The following is a 26,863-nucleotide window of genomic DNA, read 5'->3' as shown; positions in this document are numbered from 1 at the left end:
TGATCAGGGGATTTGAGGGTATTTGTCAAAATCGGGTTTGCGCTTCTCCAAGAATGCCTTGCCACCCTCTTGTGCTTCATCGAGGAAGTAGTAGAGCATGGTAGCATCGCCTGCCAACTGCTGAATACCGGCTTGTCCGTCGAGTTCGGCATTGAGTCCGGCTTTGATCATGCGCAAAGCAATGGGGGAACGTTCCATCATCTCTTCTGCCCATGCCACACACTCGTCTTCCAGTTGGTCGAATGGCACGACCTTGTTGACCATGCCCATACGTTCTGCCTCCTGGGCTGAATACTGGCGACAGAGAAACCATATCTCGCGGGCCTTCTTCTGTCCCACCATTCGTGCGAGGTAGGATGCACCGAAGCCGGCGTCAAAGGATCCGACTTTAGGACCAGTCTGTCCGAAGATGGCATTCTCCGATGCGATGGTCAGGTCGCACACCAGATGGAGCACATGACCGCCGCCGATAGCATAGCCGTTGACCATGGCAATAACGGGTTTGGGCAGTCGGCGTATCTGCATCTGCACATCGAGGACACTCAGTCTGGGCACGCCTTCTTCGTCAATATATCCTCCACGGCCTTTCACATGCATATCGCCTCCCGAACAGAATGCTTTGTCGCCGGCACCGGTGAGCAGTACGACGCGGATGCGCTGCAGTTCACGACAGATGGCGAAGGCCTGACTCAGTTCGAGGGTGGTCTTTGGTGTGAAGGCGTTGCGGTACCGTGGTCTGTTGATGGTAATCTTGGCAATGCCGTTGTATTCTTCGAAGAGGATCTCTTCAAACGCTCTGATGGGTTTCCATTGTCTTGTTGTCATAGTCTGTTTCTTTACTCGTTTATTATCATTTTGGAGTTCCATTTCATGGCACCTTTTCTCGCCATGGCAGAATTAAAGCGAGCTTTATTCTGCTCATCTGGCTTAACGAAAACGTTGGATTTCATCCTTCGTTTTCATCCTTCGTTTTTCGCTTCATTCCCACATCGTCTGTTTTTCCTTTTCAGTTCCCATGTTTCTCCCATTTTGTCCCATCGTCGCCCGCCTGATTCTGGGATTTAATGCGGATTCACTGGTGACTTACTGAGGAGTTGCCCACGTCTGTGTGCGGACGGAATGTTCAGTGCGATGAGTGATTCTCTCTTGAACCACGGTGCAAAGGTACGAAAAAAAACAATAGGTTGTTCCACTTGTCGCCAACTTGTGATGGAAATGTCCGTCACCTTGTTACATTTCTCTGTGTATCAATGCGTTACAAAGCCTAATTTTGGAGTGTAAATCTTAGCGGTTATTGTATATTGCTGAATATTAGGCAGTTAGGTGGAGCACTATACGTATATTGGCTTGAACCTGTGGTAAAATCATGGGTATGCTGTTAGACGCTGTAATAGAAATGAACCATAGTGTTAGAGCGCCAACTGCGTTTTACAGTTTTACAGTTTTACAGTTTTACAGTTTTTATAAACGGTTTCTGACTTTCGAGCCGATTTTTTATATATATAATATATATATATTTATATATATATATATTTATATATAATTTATATTTGTTGTTAATTTTATAATTGTTAAAATCTCTTAATTGGCAGAATTTTTAGCTTTTTCAAAACTGTAAAACTGTAAAACTGTAAAACTGTAATTTGTTAAAATGTAATAAAAATTATACTGAAATAATGATGTAAGGAGTATGTGTGCAGCATAAAAAAACGAAATAATTCAAATCTTGCATGGCAATTTGATGATTTTGTATTACCTTTGTCTCCAAGAAAACTAAGAATCATGCTACAGATACGTTGCAAGAATAATAATATAACCAAGAGTTTCCCAGAAGGAACCTCATTATTGGAAGTCTATCAAGACTACGCCGAAGAACTAAAAATGCCGTTCCCAGTGGTCTCTGCAAAGGTCAACAATACCTCGCAGGGACTGAAATTCAGACTCTTTCAAAACCGCGACGTAGAGTTCCTCGATGCGCACAACTGGATTCCCACACAGGACAACCGACTGCTGCGACGCATCATCCGCGATTATAATAAAGGTGCCTATACGGCACAGGAGACCATCAGCCAATGGCGCAATGTCTGTGAAGCAGAAGATCAATGGATTGCGCCATTCCAGGAAACAGCAGACGTGATGTTCAACTCGGCACTCAATATCGAGTTTGCCGTGCTCCGTCCTCACGCCGAACTGATTCTTGCGGCTGTGCCTCGCAACTGTCCGGAATATGCCGAGGCACACCGCCTCTTGAAATTCCTGCATTATTTCATCCCCATTTCCGACCGTGAGATTCCGCCCACCTCTATCATGCGCGAGTTTGTAGGAGGATCAAGTTTCAAGTATTAACATCACCCTAAAAAGACCATACCGCCATGCACTACAATTTAACATTACCTATATTCTATTCAGATGTCTGTCTCATCTTCATCGTCACGGGCATCATCTGTGCCGTAGTGCGTTGGTTCCACATGTGTCGGCCCTACGACCAAGAGGCTGACTATTACTATCCCGCACGCCGACAGGTCACATTCTTCTGTGCAGCCGTGATACTGCAACTGCCCTACTTCCTCTGCCCTATGAGTGAGGCTGCCTGGCAGTATGTGCGCATCTTCTGCATCATCTTCTACCCGTGCTGCTTCTCTATGCTGTTTCAGCGCTACTTCCATCGGAAGCCATTGGCCGGACTCTTCAACGTGACCGTCTTCACCATTCCTATCTCATTACTCACCGTCATGGCAGTAACCATCCTTGCAGGTAGCGGCAACTGGTTGGAACAGCATTACCATTGGTTTCTATGGGTGATGGTGGGATTCAGCGTATTACTCACCGCACGACTTCTGGGTGTTATCCACCGCATCACACAACTCATCGACAACTACCACATTCAGAACTATGCCACCGAGGACGACTTTCCACTGCGCTTTGCCGAAAAAGTCATTTGGATGCCGGTGGTATGGATAGGCATTGCCTGGTTCCCCTTGGTCATAGGCAGTCGCCTGCTCATGGCTATCATCCATATCGTCTTTTCCGTTTGGATGGTTATATTCCTCTGTCTCATTCTCCATCCACAACGGTCAAAATCCGTCAATGATAACAAAAACACTACACAGAATGACGACCAAAGGCTGTCGATGGCGCAGACCGACACGCCTGCTGAAACAACTGACGACACCGAGATCGACACGGAGGCTACGACAGAGACAGAACAGCAGGAAGTGATTCTGGACGATGCAGAAACAGTGTCCGTGACTGAGTCTGCAACAACCGAGAAACAGCAACCACAGGATCAAATGCCTACCGAAACAGAACCGTTGGCAGAAACAGAGTCTGACGATCCGCTCTCGGAGAATGTCCAGCCAGATACGATCACCATAGAAGATATTGTTGCGGACAATCCTGAGGAGGAACCCGTCGCTGAGGCAGAGACACAGCAAGTCACAACACCAACTACCGCTCCTAAGGTTGCCAAACTGCGAGCACGCTATAGTAAAGAGGCTAAAGAGGCTGTGTTGCAGGTGATCTTGCAAAACTATCGCGACAAACATCTGCTCAAGACTCAAATTCTCTCTGGAGTGGATAAGGGCCTGCGTTCAGGTGCCAGTCGTTTTATTGCCGAAGTGGGTTACTACCGTCTCGTCAACATGTTCCGTTTGGAATATGCTCGCCTTTATGCCAATGCCAATCCTGCTTCCACTCAAGTGGAAGTGGCATACGAATCGGGCTTCATCTCAGACTCTGCCTACTGTAAAGCCAAGCGCAATATCCAAGATATCAACACCGATTTTGTGAAGGGTGTCCACCTCTAATATCCTTTTTCGGAGCACCAACGAAAACAAAATCCGTGAGATTCGCATGCGACAATGAAATAGTGATGATCATAACATATCCATGCAGAAGCACCCCCAAACTACACGTTAAAAGCAAGAAAAGGCCAAAAAATGCACGTTAAAAGCAAGAAACAACAGCCTTAAAACGCAACAAGTGGCCGTTAAAAGAAAGTTAAAAAGTGTTTAGTCAACGGCAAAAGAAAGTGAAAACTAAAATTTTTCTAAAATCTTCGAATTATGTTTCGTAACTTTGCAAACGAGAGTTAAATTCTCCACACCTAATAACTATACCGCGCTGACACAACCATAAAACGAAGGACGAAGAATGAAACCAACCATATCAATATATATAAACTTACAAAAACATCACGAAACTGAAGAACATGAGAATGAACAACCCCACTGTCAAATGACTGTCGACAGCATTGCTTGCGATGGTCTTTTTGACAGTGGCATGCGAAAGCGATGACTTAAAGGTAAGCATTGCTTGGGTATGTCCTCCAAGATTTCTTGCCGACAGGCAACCCCAAAAAGGTCACACGGAAATCACAGAAATCACAGAAATGTTCGATTCTGCTCATCTGGCTTAACGAAAACGGTGGCAAGAGTATTGTCCAACGTTTGACTAAGGTGTTATCAAAAGAGATCATTCATCGTCACTTCACTATTCACCAATCCGCTGTACATATTCTGCTTCACACCATAAGTCGTGATGAAAGTATGCAACAAGGCTTTCTTCGTCTTGGTTGCCACAGAGAATGAAGACATTCTGTCACGCAGTCGCTGCTCATAGCTGGCATCTATCACAAACTCATCTTCGGCATATTTCATCTCACAAATATTGATCGTGTCGTCGGCACGATCAATCAACATATCAATCTGCCCGCCTCGCCACTCAGCACCAGTAGAATCCACAAAAGGACGACAAGACCAGGAATAAACATTCGCCAAAACACCGGAAATGCCCAATGTTTTTTTGATTTGTGGGATATGATGCAGGCACACCTGTTCAAAAGCATAGCCACTCCAGGCTGTGCGACTTCCCGAATTGCGCATGTTACTCCAAAAATTCTGATCCTGTCCACTGTTATTTGCCACAAAACGGGTATAGAACAATGAGTATAAATCAGTTAACTGATAAATGGCATCCCTTTCACTCTTTCCTATGGTAGAATATTTTCTGATAAAGTCACATTTCTTCAGATTCTCCAGGATTTCTGATAACTGTCCACCGCCTTTCAGTTTCAACTCATCCATCAATTCCTTACGGGTCATCCCCTTCATTTTTTCAGAAAGCACCTCTACTATCTTGCGATAATGCTTGGAGTCATGAAATAGGGATCGGAAGAGAAAATCAAACTCTCCACGTAATGGTGAATCCTGCGAGAAAAACAATCTATCAATGCACACGTCTAATGGTACACCATGCTCCAGCATATCAAGATAATAAGGAATACCTCCCAATATCATATAGACATCCAACACCTGCTGACGGGTAAGAGACAAACCTTTCAAGTCGTTTAAGAACTGCTCGGTCTCACCCAGAGAGAACGGAGCCAGATAAATCTGGCGAGTTACACGACCATACAGTCCGCCCTTATCGCCTATAAACTTGGACAACATCCACGTAGTAGAAGAACCACAGACGATAAGTTTCATATTAGGAACCATTGAAGCCCATGAATTCCAAAAATAGCTGAAAGCTGCGATGAAATTACTTTTGGGTGTATCCATCCAAGGCAATTCATCAAAGAACAGAACAATCGGTTCCTGCAGAGATAAGCCCGACAGATATTCACGCAAAGCAGCAAAAGCCTCAAACCAAGTTTTCAGTCTCGGCACAGTCTGTTTAGTATAATGTTCCAATGCCATGCGAAACTGCTCCAGCTGTACCGCACGGCTCACTTCATACATTCCTATAAACGAAAAAGCAAACTGGTCATTGAACATTTTTCGAACCAAAAAAGTCTTTCCTACACGCCTACGACCATAGATTGCTATCAGTTCTGCCTTGCTGCTTTTACAACGCTCCAGTATGAGTTTTTGCTCATACTCACGTCCTATTATCCCGTTTGTATTCATAACGTTCTGATTTTATTTCATTTATACCGTATCTTATTGGTGCAAAGATAAACAAAAAAACTGAGACACGCAAGGATAGCACCGCCCTAACTACCTTTTTTAACATAGTTAGGGCGGACTTATAAGCGATAGCGCCGCCCTAACTACCAATTTTTATATAGTTAAGGCGGTACTATCGCAAACTCATCCTCCCTTTTTTGTCGCACACGGAAAGATTATTATCCACGGAACACACGGGAGAATACGGATTTTTTTAGTAGCCTGAAGGCTAGAAATCTTTGGGGGAAATCTTTTTAAAGATGTTGCGCGAGCGCAAGAAATATTTTATTGAGATATGATTAAAATTAAATATTGATTTCTGGCCATAGGCCAAAGATTTTCCTCAAAGATTTCCTCCAAAGATTTCTTGCCGACAGGCAACCACCAAAAACAATCCGTTTAAATTCCGTCTAAATTGGCATACGCCTTTGTTTTCTCGCCACGGCATAATCAAAGCGAGCTTGATTTTTCGTTCACTTAATCGGAAAGTTCGATTCTGCTCATGGCTTAACGAAAACAATCCGATGATTGTTACTTTTGTCCTTACAGGACGTACTCGGGTACATTGCACAATGTCCCCAGGGTGTTACCCTGGGCTAAGAAAACCATTGGGCTTTCAGCCCGCCTTTGCTTGTTTTGTTATTTCCAGCCCACCACTGCTTGTTTGGTTACTAACGCCCCGAATGGGGCAACATCTTCTTAGCCCAGGGTAACACCCTGGGTATGTATGGTTATTTTTTCAAACGTCCTGTAAGGACAAAAGTAAAATCCGTGAAAATTTACGCACTGGATAACGCCACGAACAGTATCAAGTTCAAGTACAAATATAGAAGTCATCATCTCCCAATCACCATTGACTACGGTAAGAACATCTTCGATGATCCATTCCACCGCACCTTCGACTAACACCAATCACTATGCAATCAATCCACATCACCACCCTCCGCAAAATCCTATCCAGTCCCGAACCCATCGACATCCGTCTATGGACTCGCAGCGGTGAGATCCAGTCCTGGCACCGTTGCATCTCCCTCAAATATGACTTCTATAAAGGCACAAGACGAATGAAACTGCTGGACTCAAATGAAATCCGGCAGCTTCGAGATGTGTGTATATTTGAGGTGAATGGCATGGAGGTGTATATGTAGAGTAGCGAATTTGGCTAAAATTGTCAAATTCCTAAAGAAACTGTCTTATTTTTAAAAGAATAGTATTACCTTTGTTCCGAAAAAGTGGAACATGTACCACTTTTTCGGAATGTAAACTCCTTATCGTTGGTGAGCATACAAAATCATGGAGCGATGATGATGGAATTCAGATTATCAGCATCTATGATTTCTTGCTTGATTTGTCTTCGACAGATTAATATTGACTTTCACAATACAAACTTTAGGCTTATGGGAGATTATAAAAATTTTGTAGAGGCTTTTGATGCTTTTATAAAAATAAAGATACTAACAGAAACGAAACTCTTTTTCAGAGTATAGAACATTTGAATGTTGACGATTTTTTCCTGTACAACATCAAAGTCTCTATGTTAAAAAACACTGTTTTTCTTTGGCATTTCACTCGGTTTGCACTATCTCTGGACAGGAGTCCCAAGATAGGCGGCACCTCGGAAATAAAAGAAAAACACAGTTTTTCTTTGGCATTTCACTCGGTTTGCACTATCTTTGCATGCGTGTAGCGATAGCCACACAACAAAGACTGTATTGATTCGTGATAACACCAAAGATTCAGATGCCAAAGACAAACAATAACATCTTCTACCATCTTGTTGCATTCCTAACTGTAGCAATATGGGGCACCACCTTTGTATCTACCAAGGTGTTGATGATTAATGGTCTTTCGCCAGCACAGATATTCACGCTGCGTTTCGCCATGGCATATGTGCTGATGTTCTGTTTCAACCATCGACGACTCTTTGCTGACTCATGGCGCGACGAAGGTCTGATGGTATTGTTGGGCATCACCGGAGGTTCACTCTATTTCCTGAGTGAGAACGAAGCCATGAACTACACCACAGCCACCAATACTTCACTCATCGTATGCTCCTGTCCACTGTTTGCCACACTACTGGTGCGGTTGGTCTATCGCTCTTCGCGCATCCATATCATGCAGTTGACAGGTTCACTATTGGCATTTATGGGTATGATCATCATAGTGCTCAACGGCAGATTTGTGCTCCACCTTTCTCCCGTGGGCGACGCCCTGGCATTTACAGCCTGCATCTGTTGGGCATTCTACTCGCTGTTGATGAAGACAATGACCGACAAGTATAGTGCTGCTTTCATCACGCGGAAGGTATTCTTCTATGGTGTGCTGACCATCATACCTTATTATATATTGGTGCCGGGCGTGCCTTCCATGGCAGTGCTGACCCAACCCGTGGTTGTGGGCAACCTATTGTTTTTAGGCTGTCTGGCATCGATGATTTGTTTCTTGACATGGAACTGGTGTATCTCCAAACTCGGTGCGGTGAAAGCCACCAACTGGGTATATTTCAATCCCATCACCACGATGATCTTTGCCTCATGGGTGTTGGGCGAGAAGATTACCATCTATTTTCTGATAGGTGCCGTCTGTATTCTGACGGGAATGTATATGGCAGACCGAAAGACATAAGAGTCCTGCTACGGTCTGACAGCCCAGCAATCACCGACAACTACTACACACTACCCTACCAAACATCACATATTAACTAATCTAAAAAACAACAATTATGCAAATCAAAAGATTGTTACTAATGGCCCTCTCTGCTGTTGCTTTACAGAGTGCGGCACGTGACAAGATTGACCTGTCGCCATTAGCGTGGGACATCACCCTCGATCCTCAAGCACAGTGGGCAAACGACAAACTCTTCACACCGCCCGTCACCATGGCATCGCTGCCAGTCAATCTGCCCACAGGCGGATGGCAGTTGCTCGACCACCCACAGAAGACTGGTGTGCATCTTCCTGCCACTGTGGAAGGTGAGATGTGGGGATGGAATGGTCAGACCTATGGTGTGACCGGCAATTATGTCGGCGTGTCATGGTTTCGCACGCAGGTTGATGTGCCTGCCAACTGGCAAGGCAAGCGCATCGCTCTGCAGTTTGATGCCGTGCGCTTCCGTGCCGAGATCTTCGTCAACCGCCAATTGGTGGGCTACGATTTGGTCAACAGCACTCCCTTTGAAGTGGATATCACCCCATACGCCAAAGTGGGACAAAAGAATGAGGTAGCTGTTCGCATCACCGACCCCAACGGCAATTTCAACTGGAAAGACTCGCAGTGTTATGCGTGGGGAGCCTACCTCACCAATCCCTCACATGGTTTTGGAGGAATCACAGGACGTGTTCACCTCGTGGCAACCGACAATACGTTTATCCGCGATATGTTTGTGGAGAACACCCCAGCCGCCTCTACCGTCAAAGTACACATAGCAGCAGAAGGCGTGAAACAAGCCACACCACTGAAACTCGAACTGAGAGAACGCGGAAGCAACAAGGTAGTATGGAGTCGTCAGGAACAGATGGATGGTAGCGAGAAAACCCTGACCCTCTCTTTGCCTCAAGCCAAACTATGGAGTGTGGAAGAACCCAACCTCTACGAACTTACCGCCAAACTGGGCAACGATGAGTTGACACAACGTTTCGGATTCCGATGGTTTGAAGTGCGCGACGTAAAAGGTGACCGACAGTTCTACCTCAACGGCAAGCGCATCACCCTCATCACCGCCATCTCATGGAGTTTCTGGCCCGACAACGGTATTACTCCTTCTCGCGAGCTCGCCTACAAACAGGTGCGAGACGCCAAACAACTGGGCATGAATATGCTCAACTTCCACCGCACCATCGGCAATACCGATGTGCTCAACGCAGCCGACGAACTCGGTCTGCTCTATTTCGAGGAACCCGGCGGCAACCAATATCCCGCCAACAAGTTTGATGACGGTACAGCCTACACCCAGTTTTATTTCAACTACCGCAATGAGAAACTGGCACGTATGATACGTCGCGACCGATCACATCCATCACTCATCATCTATAATCTGCACAACGAGCGTGGTGCTTCACCACAGGCAGAAGACCGCCGACAGATGCAAATGGCACATCGCCTCGACCCATCGCGCATCCTCACCTATAATTCGTGCAACGGAAAGAATCCGGAGGGATTACCCGACGACCATTTCAAACTGCACCTGATGCCCGGCGATACCACCTTCCACAATATTGGTTGGTGGGACAACCACCATGCTGGCGGACCCGGTGTCTATCATGACTATATCTATAAAGGCAAGAACGACTACCTGCGTTTCTCTGATAATAAAGGCGAAATAGTATATTGGGGAGAAGAAGGAGCCATCGGCACACCGCCACGTCTGCAACTCATCCGCGACGAGATTCTCCGTTCGGGACGCACTAACAACTGGGAGGCTGCCGACTATTTAGCATGGTATGATGCCTACGATAACTTCCTCCGCACCCGTGGCTTCAGCAAAGCATTCCCCTGTGTTGACAGTCTGACTCGACAGATGGGTAATGTGGCATATTATTACCAAGGCCGTGTGATGGAGAATGTTCACATCAGCAACACCGTAGATGCCTATGCCATCAACGGATGGGAGTCGATGAAACTGGAGAACCATTCGGGTGTGGTAGATAACTACCGCAACCTCAAAGGCGATGCACAGCTGATAGCCCGTTACAACCGTCCACTTTATCTCTCAGTGAAACTCACCCATAAGGTGCTTGCCGTTGGCGATACGACGACTACCGATGTATATATCGTCAACAGAAAGGATATCCACGGACCAGCCATGCTTCAACTCACCGCACGCGACGCGCAAGGCAAAGTATTGGCACGGATGAAAAAGCGCGTCAAAGTGAGTGGCGGAGTGGTCTATGGCGAGAATCTGATGACTGGTTGGAAGGTGCGCATTCCCTGTGCCGGTTATGTCAGCATCGAAGCCCAACTGCAACAACACGGACGCACCATGGCTACCGGTGATGATAAGATCTATGCCGTGGCTATGAATGCAACAGGTATTGACGGTGTATGTGCCGTGGCTGATACCACTGGTGTACTGGCAGCCTACCTTGATGCACAAGGCGTGAAGACGGTGAATTACCATCGTGGCAGACCACAGACAGACCTGATGATAGTAGGAGCCTTTGAACCCACACAGTTTGGAAGTGGATACAGCGATATTCTGGAGTGGGTTTATTCGGGCCACACTCTCGTCATTGTAGATAATCCCGTGCGCTGGGCAGATCTGCTTTGCGATAAAGAGGTGATGGACTATAGAGGTGAGAAAGCCTTGGGACGATCATGGTATGGTGGCAACTTCTTCTGTCGGTCACACCCCATCTTTGAAGGATTACCCACCGACTGTGTGTTCAACTGGGAGTATCAGTGTTTTGCAGCCTACAATCGTCGCCGCATCGGTTTGCGCGACATGAGCGGTGAAGTATTGGTCGGTTGTGTGTCTGACCATCGCAAAGAGGTATATTCGGCACTCTCCGAGATTCCTGCAGGACGTGGCAGAATACTCATTACCACACTCGACATCCCTGCTTGTCTGAAAGGAACGGAAGCCTATACGAAGAAGGTGGATCTCGACGGTATGAACGAGTCGATGAATACCTTCAACACTCAGGGCATGAACAAAGCCGATGCTGTAGGACGACAGCTGTTGCTCAACATGCTGTGCTATGCTTCCCAGCATAAGCAATAAACTCATATCGGACAAACAGCCGATTTTGAAATCATGAATATCGGGCAGGAAGAAACACCAAGATGTTTTCTTCCTGCCCGATTGCTATACTCCAAAAGCGATAATCGCTAATGACCGATTGATTGAATCAATCTATAGGATATCTGAGAATAGTCTGATAGTAACTGCGCATCACTTGCTCGTCAATGGCAGCGTCGGTGGTGACTTCAAGCAACAAAGGACAATCGGATGCAGACACTAACCACTGCAACCCATCAGTAAGCGAGTCAGCATCAACAGCGGTGAGATAACCCACTCCACACTGTTGGCAGATGCCTGCGGCAGTTGTATGATGGGCTGCCGACACCAAGGCGTCGCGAGCAGGACTCTTTTCCAATCCAGGTAAAAGGCGGAAAATGCCTCCCCCACCGTTGTTGAGCAGCAGAATGCGGAGATTGGACGGTAGCTGATTGTTCCATAGTGCATTCTGATCGTAGAAGAAACTGAGGTCGCCGATGACACAGAACAAAGGCCACGGACTGACTGCCATGGCTTGACCGACAGCAGTGGACAGTGACCCTTCAATGCCATTGACACCCCTGTTGCACCATAATGCACCCGTAGCAAAACTATTCGCCAGTCGGATGGCGGTAGAGTTGGCATAATGGCGATAGACCATGGGCAATGCCGACAATCGCATTTCAAGTTGACGAACAGCAAGCAGCTGCGAGAAAGGAGCATCAAAGGTACTCACAGCCTCATCAACCTTTGCCGCCAAAGTCTGCCAACGCTGCACAAACGGATGGGGATCTTGTTCGAGCAGGAAGTGTAAATGATCAACCACCATATCGGAATCACCTACAATGACCTTAGTGAGATTCATCAAGGGGTCGCTGACCTCACCTGTTTCGTTGATCAGCCACGACTCTTTGGAACGTCGCAGAAACTTCCTTACCCGTTTGCTCACTATGGGTAAGCCAACATAGACCACGAGGTCGGGCACATAGCTCTCGTCGTGTTCTACCATCATCACCATCTCATCCAACCGATGGTTGAAGGGTTGACCGCTGATAAGCATAGGACGTTTGGACAACATGAACATACGGCCGATGTGACTCAACACATGGTTGGGAATCTCAGCCTCGATGCGTTCCATGCAACGAACAGCAGGGAGCGAGGGACAAGAGAAATCGAAAAGCGGTTCGCTGATGGCTATATTGATATGTACAGGCGCGCGATGTTCCAACAATGCCTCGTTGACCAACCGTTCGCAGTACCATCGTGTCTCATCATCAGCAGGTTCTGGCAATGAGACAGCCTTTGCCACAAAGCGTCCAAGCGCATCAGGTTGCGGCAGGGTCTGCCCATCGAGTTGGTCAATCCACTGGGGAGGACGGTCAGCAGAAACCACGACCAATGGGCGGTGACGATAGTAAGCCTCTGCCACTGCAGGGGCGAGATTGAGCAATGCCGACCCACTGGTGACACACACCACTACGGGTTGGTTGGTAGCATCAGTAATGCCCAGCGCACAAAAGCCTGCCGAGCGCTCATCGGTAAGCGGATGACACTGGATATCAGGACAGGCCTCAAGGTTGTGGACTATAGGAGCATTGCGACTGCCGGGACACACCACAGCATGGCGCACGCCATGGGCAACCAATAAAGCGGTGAGGATATTGACGTTTTCTTTCGATGAATAATACATCACGAGAGATTTAGTGTTTATAAGCAATGATTACTGGAAAAGACGACGCATGGTGTCGAGCTTCGCTTCGGTCTCCTGCCATTCCAACTGTTCGTTACTTTCCGGCAAGATGCCACCACCGGCATAAAGGCGACAATGACTGTTGAAGAGTTGCATGCAGCGCAAGGTGACATAGAGATGGGTCGTATCGTGAAGTGACAACGGTCCCATGAAACCACTATAATAACGACGGTCGTGATGCTCGTTGGCAAGGATAAACTGGCGAGCCTCATCCTTGGGCAGACCACATACAGCCGGTGTGGGATGGAGTGCCTGAATGAGTTCTCCCACCCTGTCGGTATTCGACAAGGTGAAATGGAAATCGCTGCGCAGATGTGCCAAATGGGCAGCGCGCACCGTGCGAGGACCATGTTCGGTGAAATCGGAAGTATAGTGTTCCAACACCTCAGTGACATAAGTAGCCACATACCGTTGCTCTTGAATATTCTTATCGCTCCACCGCACCTTGTCGCTGTAGGGCATGGTGCCGGCAAGAGCCATAGTCTGCCAGAAGCGACCACTGCCCGACAACAGAATTTCGGGAGTGGCAGTAAGCCATGTACCTGCCTGCGGAGTGGAAACCAATGCCACCATCACCCGTGGATAACGGCAACAGGCTTCGGCAAAAAGACTGATTGCCGTAAGACCTGGCTTACGCTTGATGTCAACACTGCGGGAAAGGACGAGTTTGCTAAACTCGCCATTGACAAGATGTTCGTGGAAATTGGCGAAATCTACCTGATAGTCGGCATGAGAAAAAGGTTGCGGTTCAATCTGCGATTCTATATTTTCTACCGAATCTACAGGAATCAATGCCTTCACATGGTCTGCACAAGCAAAAGTATATACCCTGTCCGGGCGCAACAGCAATATAGGACAATCTGCAGAAGGAGCAAAGGGAGCCATGACAAATCCCTCGCAGCCACACAGTTCGGCACACGATGGCAACTCGCGTGGCAGTCCGCCAATCTGATCCACCAGCACACACTGCTGTTGATGGGGCAAGCGATATATGGCAAAAGCTGTTGTTTCATTCATAGGATGGTATGATATAATTGGTGACACGCACAGTGGATATCAAATCACCAGACGTATCACGGAGTTCTACATTCCACACATGAAGGGTCTTTCCACGATGTTGCAATCGTGCAGTGGCGGTCACCGTCTCCCCTTCTGTCACAGCTTTGACATGGCTGCCACTGACTTCAATGCCCACACAGGCACATCCGGGACAGAGTGCCGACGAACCGACACCAGCCACATTCTCTGCCAATGCCAACGAAGCGCCACCGCTAAGATAGCCAAAAGGCTGACGTGTGCGTTCATCAACAGCCATACGTGCCATACAGATATCGTCCTCGGGAGTGGAGATAAATTCCATGCCGAGGACGGTACTGAGATTGGGACTGCTTGAAATAATTTGTTTGATATGTTCTATATCCATTCCTACAGTTTACTTAAACAACGAGTATTCCTTCACCGTCCATGCCAAGGCACTGGCTCCAAGGATGTCTCGCTCCCCTTCATCGAAATCGGAGAAGAACAATTCTATCTTGTCACGGCTATTGTGAAACACATTCTCTTCAAAACAAGCACGAAGGTCGGGCATCATCCACTTACCGAACATGGCAAGTTCGCCAGTGAGGATAACAGCTTCAGGATCGACTATGGAAGCATAGTTGGCAAGTTTCACACCCAAGATGCGACTCGTATAGCGCACGGTTTCCAATGCCACCTTGTCTTCCATTTCGCAGGCTTGCTTCAAGATCTTCATAGTCATTTCAGGCATACGGCGCAACATACTGTCCATTTCTGGATGCTGATCAAGGATCTCACGAGCAGTCTGTATCATGCCACGTGCCGAGACATAAGCCTCCAGACATCCCTCTTGACCACAATTGCACTTGCGACCACCCACTTTACAACAGGTATGGCCAAATTCGCCGGCATAGCCTTCTACACCTAAATGGGCACGACCATTACAGAAGAAACAACTGCCCAGTCCGCCATTGCCCAACAAGACAACGATGAAGTTGCGCATACCATGAGCTACACCATAAGCTGCCTCGCCTACTGCAGTGGCATGGGCATCATTACCCAAACCTACTGCCAAGCCCAAGCGGTCGCACAACATTGATGCCAAGGGGATGCGTCCTTTCCAAGGCATATTCGGAGAATTTTCCACACATCCCGTCACATAGTTGCCACTGGGCACACTGATTCCTACCGAACGGATGCTCTCCATGCCACCATTGGCTGCGATGAGTGATGTAATTTTCTCACAGAGCATTCCAGCGAAATCGTTGATATCGTGGTAGGTCGATATATAGAAAGAGTCGCGAGCAATAATGTCGCCACGCACACCGACAATGGCTAAGGTAGCCATATCGTATCCGACGACAACTCCCACTACTTTATTTTTTATTGTAACACCCATAATGCAATGTTTCTACTTTTTTATTGTTTTCTGTCATTCATAAAATGGGAAGTATGAGGGAGGAACTTACTACAAGAATAGTGAGTACTCTTTCACATCCCATGCCATTACACTGGCACCAAGAAGGTTGAGCTCCTGTTCGTCAATCTGAGAGAGCAAGAGTTTTACTTTGCCCTTCATATTATGGAACACATGTGCTTCAAACACCTCATTGACCATTTCAAGCAACATCTGGTCGCCCTTTGTCACATCACCCGTCAGGATAATGGCTTCGGGATTGACAAGAGAAGCATAGTTGGCTAATGCCAATCCCAGATACTCGGCTGTGCGATGCAATACTTCTTTTGCCAGTTCATCGCCAGCCACAGCCTCTTCAGCAATGGCGCGAACGGTCAGTTTATCTACACTGCGTAGCGTAGAGGGCAATTCGCTCTCTGCAAGAACTTCCCGCGCTGTTTGTATGAAGCCTTTCTGCGCTGTATAGGTTTCCAAACATCCACGTTTACCGCAACCACAAAGACGTCCACCAGGCTCGACACAAATATGTCCGACCTCACCGGAAAATCCATGATTGCCATTATAGACTTCTCCATTGCTGAAGAAGCGGCTTCCCGTACCACTGCCGATGGTGACGAGTATAAAGTTCTTCATGCCGTGGGCAGGACCAAAGGCATGCTCACCTAAGGCGAAAGAATAGGCATCGTTGCCAAGAACAACCGCAATACCCAAGCTATCGCGCAACATAGCAGCCAAAGGTACCACGCCTTTCCAAGGCAGGTTGGGCGCATTTTCAATACATCCAGTCACTTGATTGGCACTGGGTGCACTAATACCAATAGATCGTACGCTTTCGTATCCGCCATTGGCTTCAACAATCTCAAGGATGCTCTCTGACAACTTTAAGATATAGTCATTGATTTTCGGGTAATCTTCCGAAGAGAAACTATCCCTGGCTATGATATGGCCACGAATGTCTATCACTGCGTAGGTCGTCTGATCTACATTGATATCAACACCAACTACCCGTGTTTTGATTCTTTCGTGCAACATTTGCTTGGTTGTAATAGTAATACATTGCAAAAATAATATATTTTCTGATAACAGCCAAATAGTATTGCAGTTTTTTATCTATTTTTCGTCAATCACCCCTTTCTGTGACATTAACACACCTTGATAATTATAAAAAAGGGATAAAAAAAGTGAGATAATCAGATAAAATTACTACCTTTGCACGCATATAACAGAAGAAAAGTCAGATATGAACGTTTTAGAACTTAGTGAACAAGAGATTGGCAGACGCGAAAGTCTGCAGGAACTGCGCCAGATGGGTATCAACCCCTATCCCGCAGCAGAATATTCCACCAATGCCTATTCTACCGATATCCGCGACAATTTCAACGACGATGCTGAGCCCCGTCAGGTGTGCATCGCAGGTCGTATGATGAGCCGCCGCGTCATGGGTAAAGCCAGTTTTGCAGAATTGCAGGACAGTAAAGGCCGCATACAGGTATATATCTCGCGCGACGACCTCTGCCCCGACGAGAACAAAGACTTATATAATAAGGTATTTAAGCGACTGCTTGACATTGGTGACTTCATCGGTATCAAGGGTTACGTATTCCGCACACAGACAGGTGAGATTTCGGTACATGCACAGGAACTGACCCTGCTGTCGAAGAGTCTGAAACCACTGCCTATCGTGAAATACAAGGACGGTGTGGCATACGACAAGTTTGAAGATCCCGAACTGCGTTACCGTCAGCGCTATGTTGACCTGATTGTGAACGATGGTGTGAAGGATACATTCCTGCAGCGTGCCACCGTTATCCGCACCTTGCGCCGTGTACTCGATGAAGCAGGATATACTGAAGTAGAGACTCCTACACTGCAGTCTATTGCCGGTGGTGCATCAGCCCGTCCGTTCATCACCCACTTCAATGCGCTCGATCAAGACATGTATATGCGTATTGCCACCGAGCTTTACCTCAAACGCCTCATCGTTGGCGGCTTTGAAGGAGTATATGAAATTGGCAAGAACTTCCGCAATGAAGGTATGGACCGCAACCACAATCCAGAGTTCACCTGCATGGAACTTTATGTGCAGTATAAGGACTACAACTGGATGATGACATTCACCGAGAAACTGCTTGAAACCATCTGTATTGCTGTCAACGGCAAGCCCGAACGCGAAATCGATGGCCAAATCATTTCGTTTAAGGCGCCCTACCGCCGTCTGCCTATCCTTGACGCTATCAAGGAAAAGACCGGTTTCGACTGCAACGGCAAGAGCGAAGAGGAAATCCGCGCCTTCTGCAAAGAGAAAGGTATGGATGTTGACGAGACCATGGGTAAGGGTAAGTTGATTGATGAACTCTTCGGTGAGTTCTGCGAAGGCACTTTCCTCCAGCCTACCTTTATCACCGACTATCCTGTTGAGATGTCGCCACTGACCAAGATGCACCGTTCAAAACCAGGACTGACCGAGCGTTTCGAACTGATGGTAAACGGTAAGGAGTTGGCTAACGCCTATTCTGAGCTTAACGACCCCATCGACCAGGAAGAGCGCTTCGTAGATCAGATGCGTCTGGCTGATAAGGGTGATGACGAAGCAATGATCATCGACCAAGACTTCTTACGCGCTTTGCAATACGGTATGCCTCCTACAAGTGGTATTGGCATCGGTATCGACCGTCTGGTGATGCTGATGACAGGCAAGACCTATATCCAGGAGGTATTGTTCTTCCCACAGATGAAGCCAGAGAAGAAGATTCCACAGAGCAGCGTTGCCGAATGGGCAGAAGTGGGTGTCGGCGAAGAGTGGGTACCCGTGCTGCGTAAGGCAGGTTTCAACCTTGTGCAAAACATCAAGGAAGAGAAAGCCCAAGGATTGCAACAGAAGATTGGTGACATTGTCAAGAAATACAAGCTTGAAATGACCAAACCTGCTGTTGATGTCATCCAGCAGTGGATTGACAAAAGTAACGCATAATACTTCGTGTCCAATGTTCTGTTGTAAGCATACTGGAGAAAGCCAACAGCCACAACGGGACATTGGACATTGAGCATAAGAACTACAAACAGTAAACACTAAAAAGAAATGTTCGACTGCGGTAAAATAGCAATCATCGGCGGTGGTAGTTGGGCAACAGCCATTGCCAAGATTGTGGTAGGACACACCCACCACATCGGATGGTATATGCGCCGTGACGACCGTATCGAGGATTTCATACGGTTGGGACACAATCCTGCCTACTTGATGAGTGTGCGCTTCAATACCGACGAAATATACTTCTCATCGGATATCAACAAAATTGTGCAACAGTATGACACCCTTGTCTTTGTCACACCGTCGCCCTATCTGAAGAGTCACCTCAAAAAACTCAAGACACGCATCCGCGATAAATTTGTCATCACAGCCATCAAGGGTATTGTGCCCGATGAGAACCTCGTATGCTCGGAATATTTCCATCAGGTATATGATGTGCCTTACGACAATCTGGCATGTATCGGAGGTCCGTCGCATGCCGAAGAAGTGGCACTCGACCGCCTGTCGTATCTCACCATCGGATGCGCTGACCGCGAAAAGGCACACGCCTTTGCCGACGTCATGGCAAGCCAGGTGATCAAGACCAAGACCTCTACCGATGTCATCGGCATTGAATACTCTTCGGTACTGAAGAACGTATATGCCATCGCTGCCGGTATCTGCAACGGTCTGAAGTTTGGAGATAATTTCCAAGCTGTACTCATGTCGAATGCAGTACAGGAGATGCAGCGATTCCTGCAGGTGGTACATCCCATTGAGCGCAATGTGGTAGATTCGGTATATCTCGGCGATTTGCTCGTTACGGGCTATTCCAATTTTTCACGCAACCGCACCTTCGGTACGATGATAGGAAAGGGTTACTCCGTCAAGTCGGCACAGATTGAAATGGAGATGATAGCAGAAGGTTACTTCGGTACCAAATGTATGAAGGAGATAAACCGCCACTGCCATGTCAACATGCCCATCCTCGACGCGGTCTATAACATACTCTACGAGCGCATCTCACCACAGATTGAGATCAAACTGCTGACCGACTCATTCAGATGATAGGAGGCAGACCCTATTAGAAAAAAAGTAAAGATAAGATATAACCAAATTATATTTGCAACAATTATGAGCAATATCAAACTTGACATCACAAAAGCAGCCTCGTTTCTTGAGGCTGGCGCAGTGAAAGCCTTCGAACCGAAGGTAAAGGCAGCGCAGGAAGCGCTGGAGAACGGCACCTGTCCGGGTAACGACTTCTTGGGTTGGCTCCATTTGCCCAGCAGCATCACCGAGTCTTTCCTCAACGAATTGCAGGCAACAGCCAATACGCTTCGCGAAAAGTGTGAAGTGGTAGTGGTTGCCGGTATCGGCGGAAGCTATCTGGGTGCACGTGCAGTGATTGAAGCACTGGGCAACTCGTTCAGCTGGCTCATCCAAGACAAGAAAAATCCAACCATCCTCTTTGCAGGAAACAATATCGGTGAAGACTATCTGGCAGAGATGACCGACTATCTGAAAGGAAAGAAATTTGGCGTCATCAACATTTCTAAGTCTGGTACTACCACCGAGACTGCCCTCACCTTCCGTCTGCTGAAGAAGCAGTGTGAGGCTCAGATGGGTAAAGACGAGGCAAAACACGTTATCGTAGCTGTGACCGACGCTAAGCGTGGCGCCGCTCGCACTTGCGCTGACAAAGAGGGTTACAAGAGCTTTATCATCCCCGACAACGTAGGTGGTCGCTTCTCTGTACTCACTCCAGTAGGTCTGCTACCTATCGCTTGCGCTGGTTTCGATATCAAGCAACTCGTGAAGGGTGCTGCCGATATGGAAAAAGCCTGCGGTAAGAATGTTCCTTTCGAAGAGAACCTCGCTGCTCAGTATGCTGCCGTGCGCAACGGTCTGTATGGTGCCGGTAAGAAGATTGAGATTATGGTCAACTACCAGCCCAAGCTCCACTTCTTCTCTGAATGGTGGAAACAGCTCTACGGAGAGTCTGAGGGTAAGGATAAAAAGGGTATCTTCCCCGCCAGCTGCGACTTCACTACCGACCTGCACTCTATGGGTCAGTGGATTCAGGATGGTGAGCGTACCATCTTCGAAACCGTTATCAGCATAGAAGAACCTAACCGCACCATGTTGTTCCCCAGCGACGAAGAAAACCTCGATGGTCTGAACTTCCTCGCCGGAAAACGTGTTGACGAGGTTAACAAGATGGCAGAGCTCGGCACACGTCTCGCACACGTTGACGGTGGTGTGCCCAATATCCGCATCTCTGTACCTAAGCTCAATGAATACTACATCGGACAGCTCATCTACTTCTTTGAAATTGCTTGCGGTATCAGCGGCAACGTTCTTGGTGTGAATCCCTTCAACCAACCAGGTGTTGAGGCATACAAGAAAAACATGTTTGCCCTGCTCGAAAAGCCCGGTTATGAAGCAGACTCAAAAGCTATCAAGGAGCGTCTTGCACAGGAACAGTAATAAGAATCTATGCACGAAATAGAATCGTATAAACAAAAGCACGGCTTCAGACAATTCTGTCCGAAAGCCGTGCTTTTCGATATGGATGGTGTCATCTACAACTCCATGCCTAACCATGCCTACTCTTGGCATAAGGCTATGGCATCGTTTGATATCGACATGACACCAGAAGAGGCTTACCTCTATGAGGGCATGCGCGGTGTGGAAACCATCAAACTCAAAGCGCGCCAACAATGGCAACGTGAACTCTCTGATGAGGAAGCGCAACGGATGTATAATGTCAAGTCTGGCATCTTTGCCGAACTGCCCAAGGCTGGCATGATTCCCAATATCCGCGAATTGATGGAGCAAATCAAGGCAGACGGACTGAAGATATGTGTGGTGACAGGTAGTGGTCAACGCACCTTACTAGCCAAACTCGACAGCGATCTGCATGGTTTAGTTTGTAGTGATCTGGTAGTGACAAGTTTTGATGTCACACGAGGGAAACCTGATCCGCAGCCTTATCTCATAGGAATGAAGAAAGCAGGCATTCAACCTTGGGAAGCCATTGTGGTGGAGAATGCGCCACTCGGTGTGCGTGCTGCCGTTGCAGCACAGTGTTTCACCATTGCTGTAAATACCGGTCCACTACCCGACGCAACACTTGCCAACGAGGGTGCCGACCTTGTTCTGCCGGACATGAAGGCACTAATCACACTATGGAACAACTTGAAAGTAGGGGGATAACCAAACAGTCCCTCTATTTTTTTGCGTTGGTGCTCCGGATAAGGTCTCACACAGAAATCAATCATCGGAATTTAGACGGATTTAGACGGATTTTTACGTTTTCTCCATGTGCCCTCCAAAAATGTCACAAGGAAATCACAGAAATGTTCGATTCTGCCCATCTGGCTTAACCGAAAACGGTGGATTGCATCCTTCGTTTTCTCGCCATGGCAGAATTAAAGCGAGCTTTCATTCTGCTCATCTGGCTTAACGAAAACGTTCCTTTGATTTTGAGAATCCAAGATAGGCGGCACCTCGGAAATAAAAGAAAAAAGGACTTTTTTCTTTGTATTTCGCTCGGTTTGCACTACCTTTGACTTTCAGTCTTAGGTACTCACGTTCAAAAATACTCAAATATATTTGGCATTTTCTTCACTTAATCGTACCTTTGTAAATCGAAACGTAAAGATTGAAAATATGAAACGAATGACATTACAACTCGCCGTGATGGGCATGGCTGTGCTCATGACCGCTTGTGGCAATAAGAGACAAAGTGACGACATTATTACCGAAAAAGTGGAACGCCCCAAAATAGAGGCACCTATCCGACAGGCTGACTACAATAAGAGTCACCAGATACAGTGGATAGGCAATAGCTATAAGGTGGAGATACACCGCCAACCATGTGACTCACTGCCTATGGTGACAGACGAATTAGGACAGAAATTCGTGGATAACGAAGTGGAAGTTACTGTAACAAGAGCTGACGGAGGGGTGTTCTTTACACGCTCATTTACCAAAGCCAACTTCGATGCTTGTCTTGACAACGACTACCGCCATACTGGTATTCTTGACGGACTGGTATATGACAAGGTGAACGGCAGCGACTTGGAGTTTGCCGGTAGTATCAGTCACCCACAGACCGATGAATATATTCCAGTACGCGTTATTCTCTCTTCAACAGGAAACGTTACCATTAAACGTGATGTAGAAACAGACGTTAACGAAGATGTAGAAGAATAGAGTCACCATCATCAATACAAGGTCAAATACTCATAGGTATTGCCGAGAGTGTCGAGATAGCGCTCAAAGTCATCACGACGAAGAACTACCGTTCCCCTACAATCATTCGGATGGAACGACAGCGTCTCAGCCTCTTTCAGATGACAATCAAGAAAAAGATGCACATGATGCTCCGTATCGTTGATGAGTCCGAAAGGCGACACACTTCCCGGTTCAAGTCCCAAATAGCGCATCATGCGCCCGGGCGATGCAAACGATAGTTTACCACAAGAAGGTAATCCCTGGGATACAAGCGTTGCTTTGAGACGGTGTTCCAAATCGTGGATATCGAGGTCATGGTCACAATGGAAGCATACCAGATAATGCCGATTTCCCTTGTGGTTGCGGAAAAACAAGTTTTTGCAATGGATACTGCCATCGTCTTTCCACCATCGTTTAGCCTCCTCAATGGTTTTGCCTTCGGGATGGTGATAGCACGTGTAGGGAATGTCGTGCTGTTGCAGATAGTCAAAGACTATTTCTTCTCGTGTCATCGTTAGTATGATTTTACCAAATATCAGCAGAGCTTTTATTGGTTGCAAAGGTACGATTAAGCGAGCGAAGTACAAAAGAAAAATCACTTTTTCTTTTTTACTTCCGAGCGTGAGTACCTTAGCGTCTTTGGATGCAAAGATACTGAAAAATTATGAAAAAACAATAATCCCCGGCACAGATTGTATGCCAGGGATTTATGTTTATAGTCAAACGACCAAGTATTATTTGGTCAGTTCGATACCTGCTTCAAACTTTGAAGTTTTGTCCATGATACCAGACAGCTGATTCACAACACCCTTAACCATAGTGAAAGTTTGGAAATCATCTGGATCCATGGCGTTTGTAGGCACCTTGTCGATGAAAGCAACCAAAGCAGCAATCATAGGCTGTACGTATGCCTTGTCAACAAAGAAGAAAGGCTTTTCGCCATTCCAACGAACATTGACGGGAATAGTACCATACGATTTAAGGATAGTCTTGATCTGTGCCTTTTCTGCTGGATCATCAATATCTTCAGTAGCCTTTTCTGCGTCGATAGAAACGCTGATGAGATTGTCGCTAATAACCTTATAGGTAGCATAGCCCTTAACAGTCTCCCACTCTGGAGCGATATCGTCATCATCATAGTCAGAAACCACAGCATTGATCTTGCCATCAGGAGTGAAAATAACACTCTTCAGCACTTTAGGCAGGAACTTGTTACCCAGGCTATTTGCCAAAGGAACAACGGTTTCCTTGATAGAAATTTCAGTAGGTGTACCAGTTCCAAGAAGGTCGAGACTAATACTTGTTCCTTCTTCTACTTCCCAGTTGAGCTGTACAGAACCGGTATAACCATCGTAATCATTTCCTTGTGACCAAACATTCCATGTTCCTACGATAGGCGACTGGATTGGATCGTCTTTGGGTGCATCGTCATCGTCACCACATGCAGTAAAGCCAAGTGTACATACCATGGCCATCAGATAGAAAATCTTGTTCAATTTCATTTTTTTTCCTTTCTTTTTTAGTTAATAATAATTGATACCTATTTTTTTTATTTCAGTTGATAAATCACACCAATCGTACCATAAATGGGAAACATGGTCTGCTCGATGGTATCGAAATCTTTCTTGAAGATACCCGTCAATCCCCATGATAAATCAGCCTTGACACCCCAACGCTTAGTGATATACCAGTCGGCACCGAGGTCGATACCAAACTGCCAAGAGCGCATATCGCTGGAGAAATCGTAGTTGCCACGCTCACCATCATTATGTCCCAGTATCACTTTCTGTCCGGTAGGATCACCCTTTTCATGTCCTTCCTCCTGACGTCGGAGGTATCCATCGTATGCCCATCCTTCAAATTTCTTGGCTGTGGCATAACTCACATATGGACCAAGTTTCAGACGCACCTGTGGGGTCAAATCATAAGTGGCTTGCAAGGGAACGGTGATAAGACTCATGTCAACCTTAGTCACCACACTTCCTGTGAATACACCTTCCAACTGTTCGCCACCACGCACAATCTTCATGTGGTAGCCCTTCACACCCGCATCGGTTCTCATACCTTTGTTTTCAAAATGCAAACCGCCCAAGAATCCCCATTTGCCAGAGATAACATGGTGGGCATCTACTCCAAGGGTGAAGTTAGGTTGCAGCGTATAACTATGTAGCGTGCGGATAGAGGCAGGCATACCAATAGGTGCTGTTCCACCGATATTATACCCCACGTGTACATAGTATTTATAGTTGTGCAGATATTTGTTCCATGCACTCCAATGTTCTTGATTATCGTCTCCTGCCCATGCCCACAACGTGCACATCATCAGCAGGGAGCATATTATGATTTTCTTCATTGTCATAACCGAATATCTATATCGCTTGGCATTTCATCCTTATTCACATGTAATCTTAAACTTATCCACCCAAAGCGTACTACCCACGGCACCCATAAACTCAGCACCGTTGGTACTTGACGAACAAACGATAGCGAGACTGTAACCGCCAGCCTTCAGCTTCTGCATATCTACAGCTTTACGGTAGATGAAATTGAGAGTGAATGGAGTCCATTCAGGAGTATTGTCGATATTATCAAGTCGGGCAAGTGCCACAACCTGTTCACTTGTCTGTACGTTGTTGCCATAGAGCACCACCGCTTCGCCCTTTGCATTATGGTTATCATAGAACACGGCATAGATAGTGCCGTAGTCTTTTTGCTCCAGTACATGCATATACTGGTCGGTAAATTTCTCCCCAGCCTTATACTTATAGTATCCTGTGAATGTCTTGGGTTGGGTATTGAAACTGAATGGGCGTCCAAACTTAGTGGCAGACATAGCATCCTGCAATGCATTAGACGGATCAAACTGCCCAATAAAGAGGTTGCCAGCCGCAATAGGCTTCTGCACCATGTCTGCAAGTCCACTTGTTCGGCAAGTGGATAGCTTTACCCCTTTTCCTTCATATCCTTCGTCAATAGGTGCTGTGGGATAATTCTCTGCTGGAGTAGAGCTATTGCTAATCTTGTAACCCGGATTTCCTGTTGCCCAGATAGCCTCTTTGGTCGTATTACCATTAGCATCTTTCCATGGTTCTTGCCAATGGTAGTACCCTTTGTCCTCATAACAGTTTTCAAAATTAAACTCGTGTTCACTACCGAAATAGAGCATTTTTCTGATGCTGACAAAATAGATACGTGACCATTGTCCATCTTCCGAAGTGACCGTATATTTCACCGAACCTTTAGAAAAATCGTGTACACTGCCGTTGGCAGGTGATATAGTAGCCCCAGGAGTGAGTCTGAAAAGTGGAGCAATCTGTGTAAGATCAGCCATAGCACTCATGGTAAACTCTATCTTGTTCTGGTCAGATTGCACATATTGAAGTGTGTCGGAATCGAAAAGGAACCAACTATTCAATTTGTCGCCTGCGTGTATGTAAGCCTGCTCAATATCACATTCTGCATTGAGCGGCTCATCCTTAAAGCAAGAGACAAAGCCCAAACAAGTGGTAATTCCCACTGCCATGAGGGTTGTCGTATGTATCAATCTCTTCATATCCTGAACTTTCATCATATTTTAGGGAGCAAAGATAAGAAGAAAACCTCACACTACCAAATATTTTTCAACTTATCTATATAATTATGTTATCTATCGAAATAGATAGAACTGCAGATTTTAACAGCAATTAACCATATATCAAACAGTACTCAAGAATGGATATCGATGAGCATAAACACGGATAAAAAGCGAAAGATGGCTACTCCAACT

21 protein-coding genes and 1 pseudogene are annotated in these 26,863 nt (G+C 46.6%); 11 read left to right on the top strand and 11 right to left on the bottom strand.

Annotated elements, in window-relative coordinates; all coding sequences use genetic code 11:
- Positions 1–3: 3 nt before the first annotated feature.
- On the bottom strand, positions 4–825 hold the full coding sequence (gene menB / locus CIK93_RS04865; protein WP_094390898.1) for a 1,4-dihydroxy-2-naphthoyl-CoA synthase: 822 nt from the start codon (positions 823–825) through the stop codon (positions 4–6).
- A gap of 1,143 nt (positions 826–1,968) precedes the next feature.
- Here menB and CIK93_RS04860 point away from each other — a divergent pair.
- A pseudogene (locus CIK93_RS04860) lies at positions 1,969–2,346 on the top strand (nucleoside kinase); the annotation flags it as partial.
- A 26-nt stretch (positions 2,347–2,372) separates the two neighbouring features.
- Complete coding sequence (locus CIK93_RS04855; protein ID WP_094446750.1) at positions 2,373–3,806, top strand: hypothetical protein; 1,434 nt, start codon at positions 2,373–2,375, stop codon at positions 3,804–3,806.
- 657 nt (positions 3,807–4,463) lie between these two features.
- On the opposite strand, the gene CIK93_RS04850 is transcribed toward CIK93_RS04855, so the two are convergent.
- Positions 4,464–5,909: an ATP-binding protein gene (locus tag CIK93_RS04850; protein WP_094446749.1), complete on the bottom strand. Its 1,446-nt coding sequence runs from the start codon at positions 5,907–5,909 to the stop codon at positions 4,464–4,466.
- An 810-nt stretch (positions 5,910–6,719) separates the two neighbouring features.
- Between CIK93_RS04850 and CIK93_RS14000 the strand changes: the two genes are divergently transcribed.
- The 4 genes from CIK93_RS14000 to CIK93_RS04830 all read left to right on the top strand — a co-directional run bounded on the left by CIK93_RS14000 (position 6,720) and on the right by CIK93_RS04830 (position 11,667).
- A complete protein-coding gene (locus CIK93_RS14000) occupies positions 6,720–6,854 on the top strand; it encodes a hypothetical protein (RefSeq protein WP_256387573.1) in 135 nt (44 codons plus the stop codon).
- A gap of 11 nt (positions 6,855–6,865) precedes the next feature.
- Positions 6,866–7,096, top strand: a complete 231-nt coding sequence (locus tag CIK93_RS04840; protein WP_094391105.1) for a hypothetical protein — start codon at positions 6,866–6,868, stop codon at positions 7,094–7,096.
- Between the two features lie 592 nt (positions 7,097–7,688).
- A complete protein-coding gene (locus tag CIK93_RS04835) occupies positions 7,689–8,573 on the top strand; it encodes a DMT family transporter (protein WP_094446748.1) in 885 nt (294 codons plus the stop codon).
- A gap of 97 nt (positions 8,574–8,670) precedes the next feature.
- Positions 8,671–11,667 carry a glycoside hydrolase family 2 protein gene (locus CIK93_RS04830; RefSeq protein ID WP_094446747.1) on the top strand — a complete coding sequence of 999 codons (2,997 nt, stop codon included), beginning with the start codon at positions 8,671–8,673 and terminating at the stop codon, positions 11,665–11,667.
- Positions 11,668–11,794: 127 nt separating this feature from the next.
- Here the strand turns inward: CIK93_RS04830 and menD are convergent, their stop codons facing one another.
- The 5 genes from menD to CIK93_RS04805 form a co-directional block, all read right to left on the bottom strand.
- Positions 11,795–13,354, bottom strand: coding sequence for a 2-succinyl-5-enolpyruvyl-6-hydroxy-3-cyclohexene-1-carboxylate synthase (gene menD, locus CIK93_RS04825; protein WP_094446746.1), 1,560 nt, complete (start codon positions 13,352–13,354; stop codon positions 11,795–11,797).
- Positions 13,355–13,384: 30 nt separating this feature from the next.
- Positions 13,385–14,431 (bottom strand): isochorismate synthase, encoded by a 1,047-nt coding sequence (locus CIK93_RS04820; protein WP_094446745.1) that lies wholly within the window; start codon positions 14,429–14,431, stop codon positions 13,385–13,387.
- Positions 14,424–14,837: a PaaI family thioesterase gene (locus CIK93_RS04815; protein WP_094446744.1), complete on the bottom strand. Its 414-nt coding sequence runs from the start codon at positions 14,835–14,837 to the stop codon at positions 14,424–14,426. The genes CIK93_RS04820 and CIK93_RS04815 overlap by 8 nt, the downstream gene beginning before the upstream one ends.
- Positions 14,838–14,846: 9 nt before the next feature.
- Entirely contained in the window at positions 14,847–15,830 is a 984-nt protein-coding gene (locus CIK93_RS04810) for an ROK family protein (RefSeq protein WP_094446743.1), read from the bottom strand.
- Between the two features lie 69 nt (positions 15,831–15,899).
- Positions 15,900–16,880 (bottom strand): ROK family protein, encoded by a 981-nt coding sequence (locus CIK93_RS04805; protein WP_094391098.1) that lies wholly within the window; start codon positions 16,878–16,880, stop codon positions 15,900–15,902.
- A 208-nt stretch (positions 16,881–17,088) separates the two neighbouring features.
- Here CIK93_RS04805 and lysS point away from each other — a divergent pair, with 208 nt between their 5' ends.
- From lysS to CIK93_RS04780, 5 genes are all read left to right on the top strand, one after another.
- Entirely contained in the window at positions 17,089–18,819 is a 1,731-nt protein-coding gene (lysS, locus tag CIK93_RS04800; protein ID WP_094446742.1) for a lysine--tRNA ligase, read from the top strand.
- A gap of 108 nt (positions 18,820–18,927) precedes the next feature.
- On the top strand, positions 18,928–19,923 hold the full coding sequence (locus CIK93_RS04795; protein ID WP_094391096.1) for an NAD(P)H-dependent glycerol-3-phosphate dehydrogenase: 996 nt from the start codon (positions 18,928–18,930) through the stop codon (positions 19,921–19,923).
- A 66-nt stretch (positions 19,924–19,989) separates the two neighbouring features.
- A complete protein-coding gene (locus CIK93_RS04790; RefSeq protein WP_094446741.1) occupies positions 19,990–21,345 on the top strand; it encodes a glucose-6-phosphate isomerase in 1,356 nt (451 codons plus the stop codon).
- 9 nt (positions 21,346–21,354) lie between these two features.
- Positions 21,355–22,074: an HAD family phosphatase gene (locus tag CIK93_RS04785; protein WP_094446740.1), complete on the top strand. Its 720-nt coding sequence runs from the start codon at positions 21,355–21,357 to the stop codon at positions 22,072–22,074.
- 456 nt (positions 22,075–22,530) lie between these two features.
- Positions 22,531–23,076, top strand: a complete 546-nt coding sequence (locus CIK93_RS04780; RefSeq protein WP_094446739.1) for a DUF4738 domain-containing protein — start codon at positions 22,531–22,533, stop codon at positions 23,074–23,076.
- Positions 23,077–23,087: 11 nt separating this feature from the next.
- Here CIK93_RS04780 and CIK93_RS04775 read toward each other — a convergent pair whose 3' ends face one another.
- From CIK93_RS04775 to CIK93_RS04760, 4 genes are all read right to left on the bottom strand, one after another.
- Complete coding sequence (locus CIK93_RS04775) at positions 23,088–23,609, bottom strand: prolyl-tRNA synthetase associated domain-containing protein (protein WP_094446738.1); 522 nt, start codon at positions 23,607–23,609, stop codon at positions 23,088–23,090.
- A 222-nt stretch (positions 23,610–23,831) separates the two neighbouring features.
- Positions 23,832–24,599 carry a hypothetical protein gene (locus tag CIK93_RS04770; RefSeq protein ID WP_094446737.1) on the bottom strand — a complete coding sequence of 256 codons (768 nt, stop codon included), beginning with the start codon at positions 24,597–24,599 and terminating at the stop codon, positions 23,832–23,834.
- Between the two features lie 47 nt (positions 24,600–24,646).
- Positions 24,647–25,450, bottom strand: coding sequence for a porin family protein (locus tag CIK93_RS04765; protein ID WP_094389792.1), 804 nt, complete (start codon positions 25,448–25,450; stop codon positions 24,647–24,649).
- Positions 25,451–25,489: 39 nt separating this feature from the next.
- Positions 25,490–26,668 carry a PCMD domain-containing protein gene (locus tag CIK93_RS04760; RefSeq protein WP_254046736.1) on the bottom strand — a complete coding sequence of 393 codons (1,179 nt, stop codon included), beginning with the start codon at positions 26,666–26,668 and terminating at the stop codon, positions 25,490–25,492.
- Positions 26,669–26,863 lie beyond the last annotated feature (195 nt).

The organism is Prevotella sp. P3-92, assembly GCF_002251205.1.
GTDB lineage: Bacteria > Bacteroidota > Bacteroidia > Bacteroidales > Bacteroidaceae > Prevotella.
The sequence above is the reverse complement of the archived record's forward strand: the minus strand, read 5'-3'. Positions and strand labels throughout refer to the sequence as shown.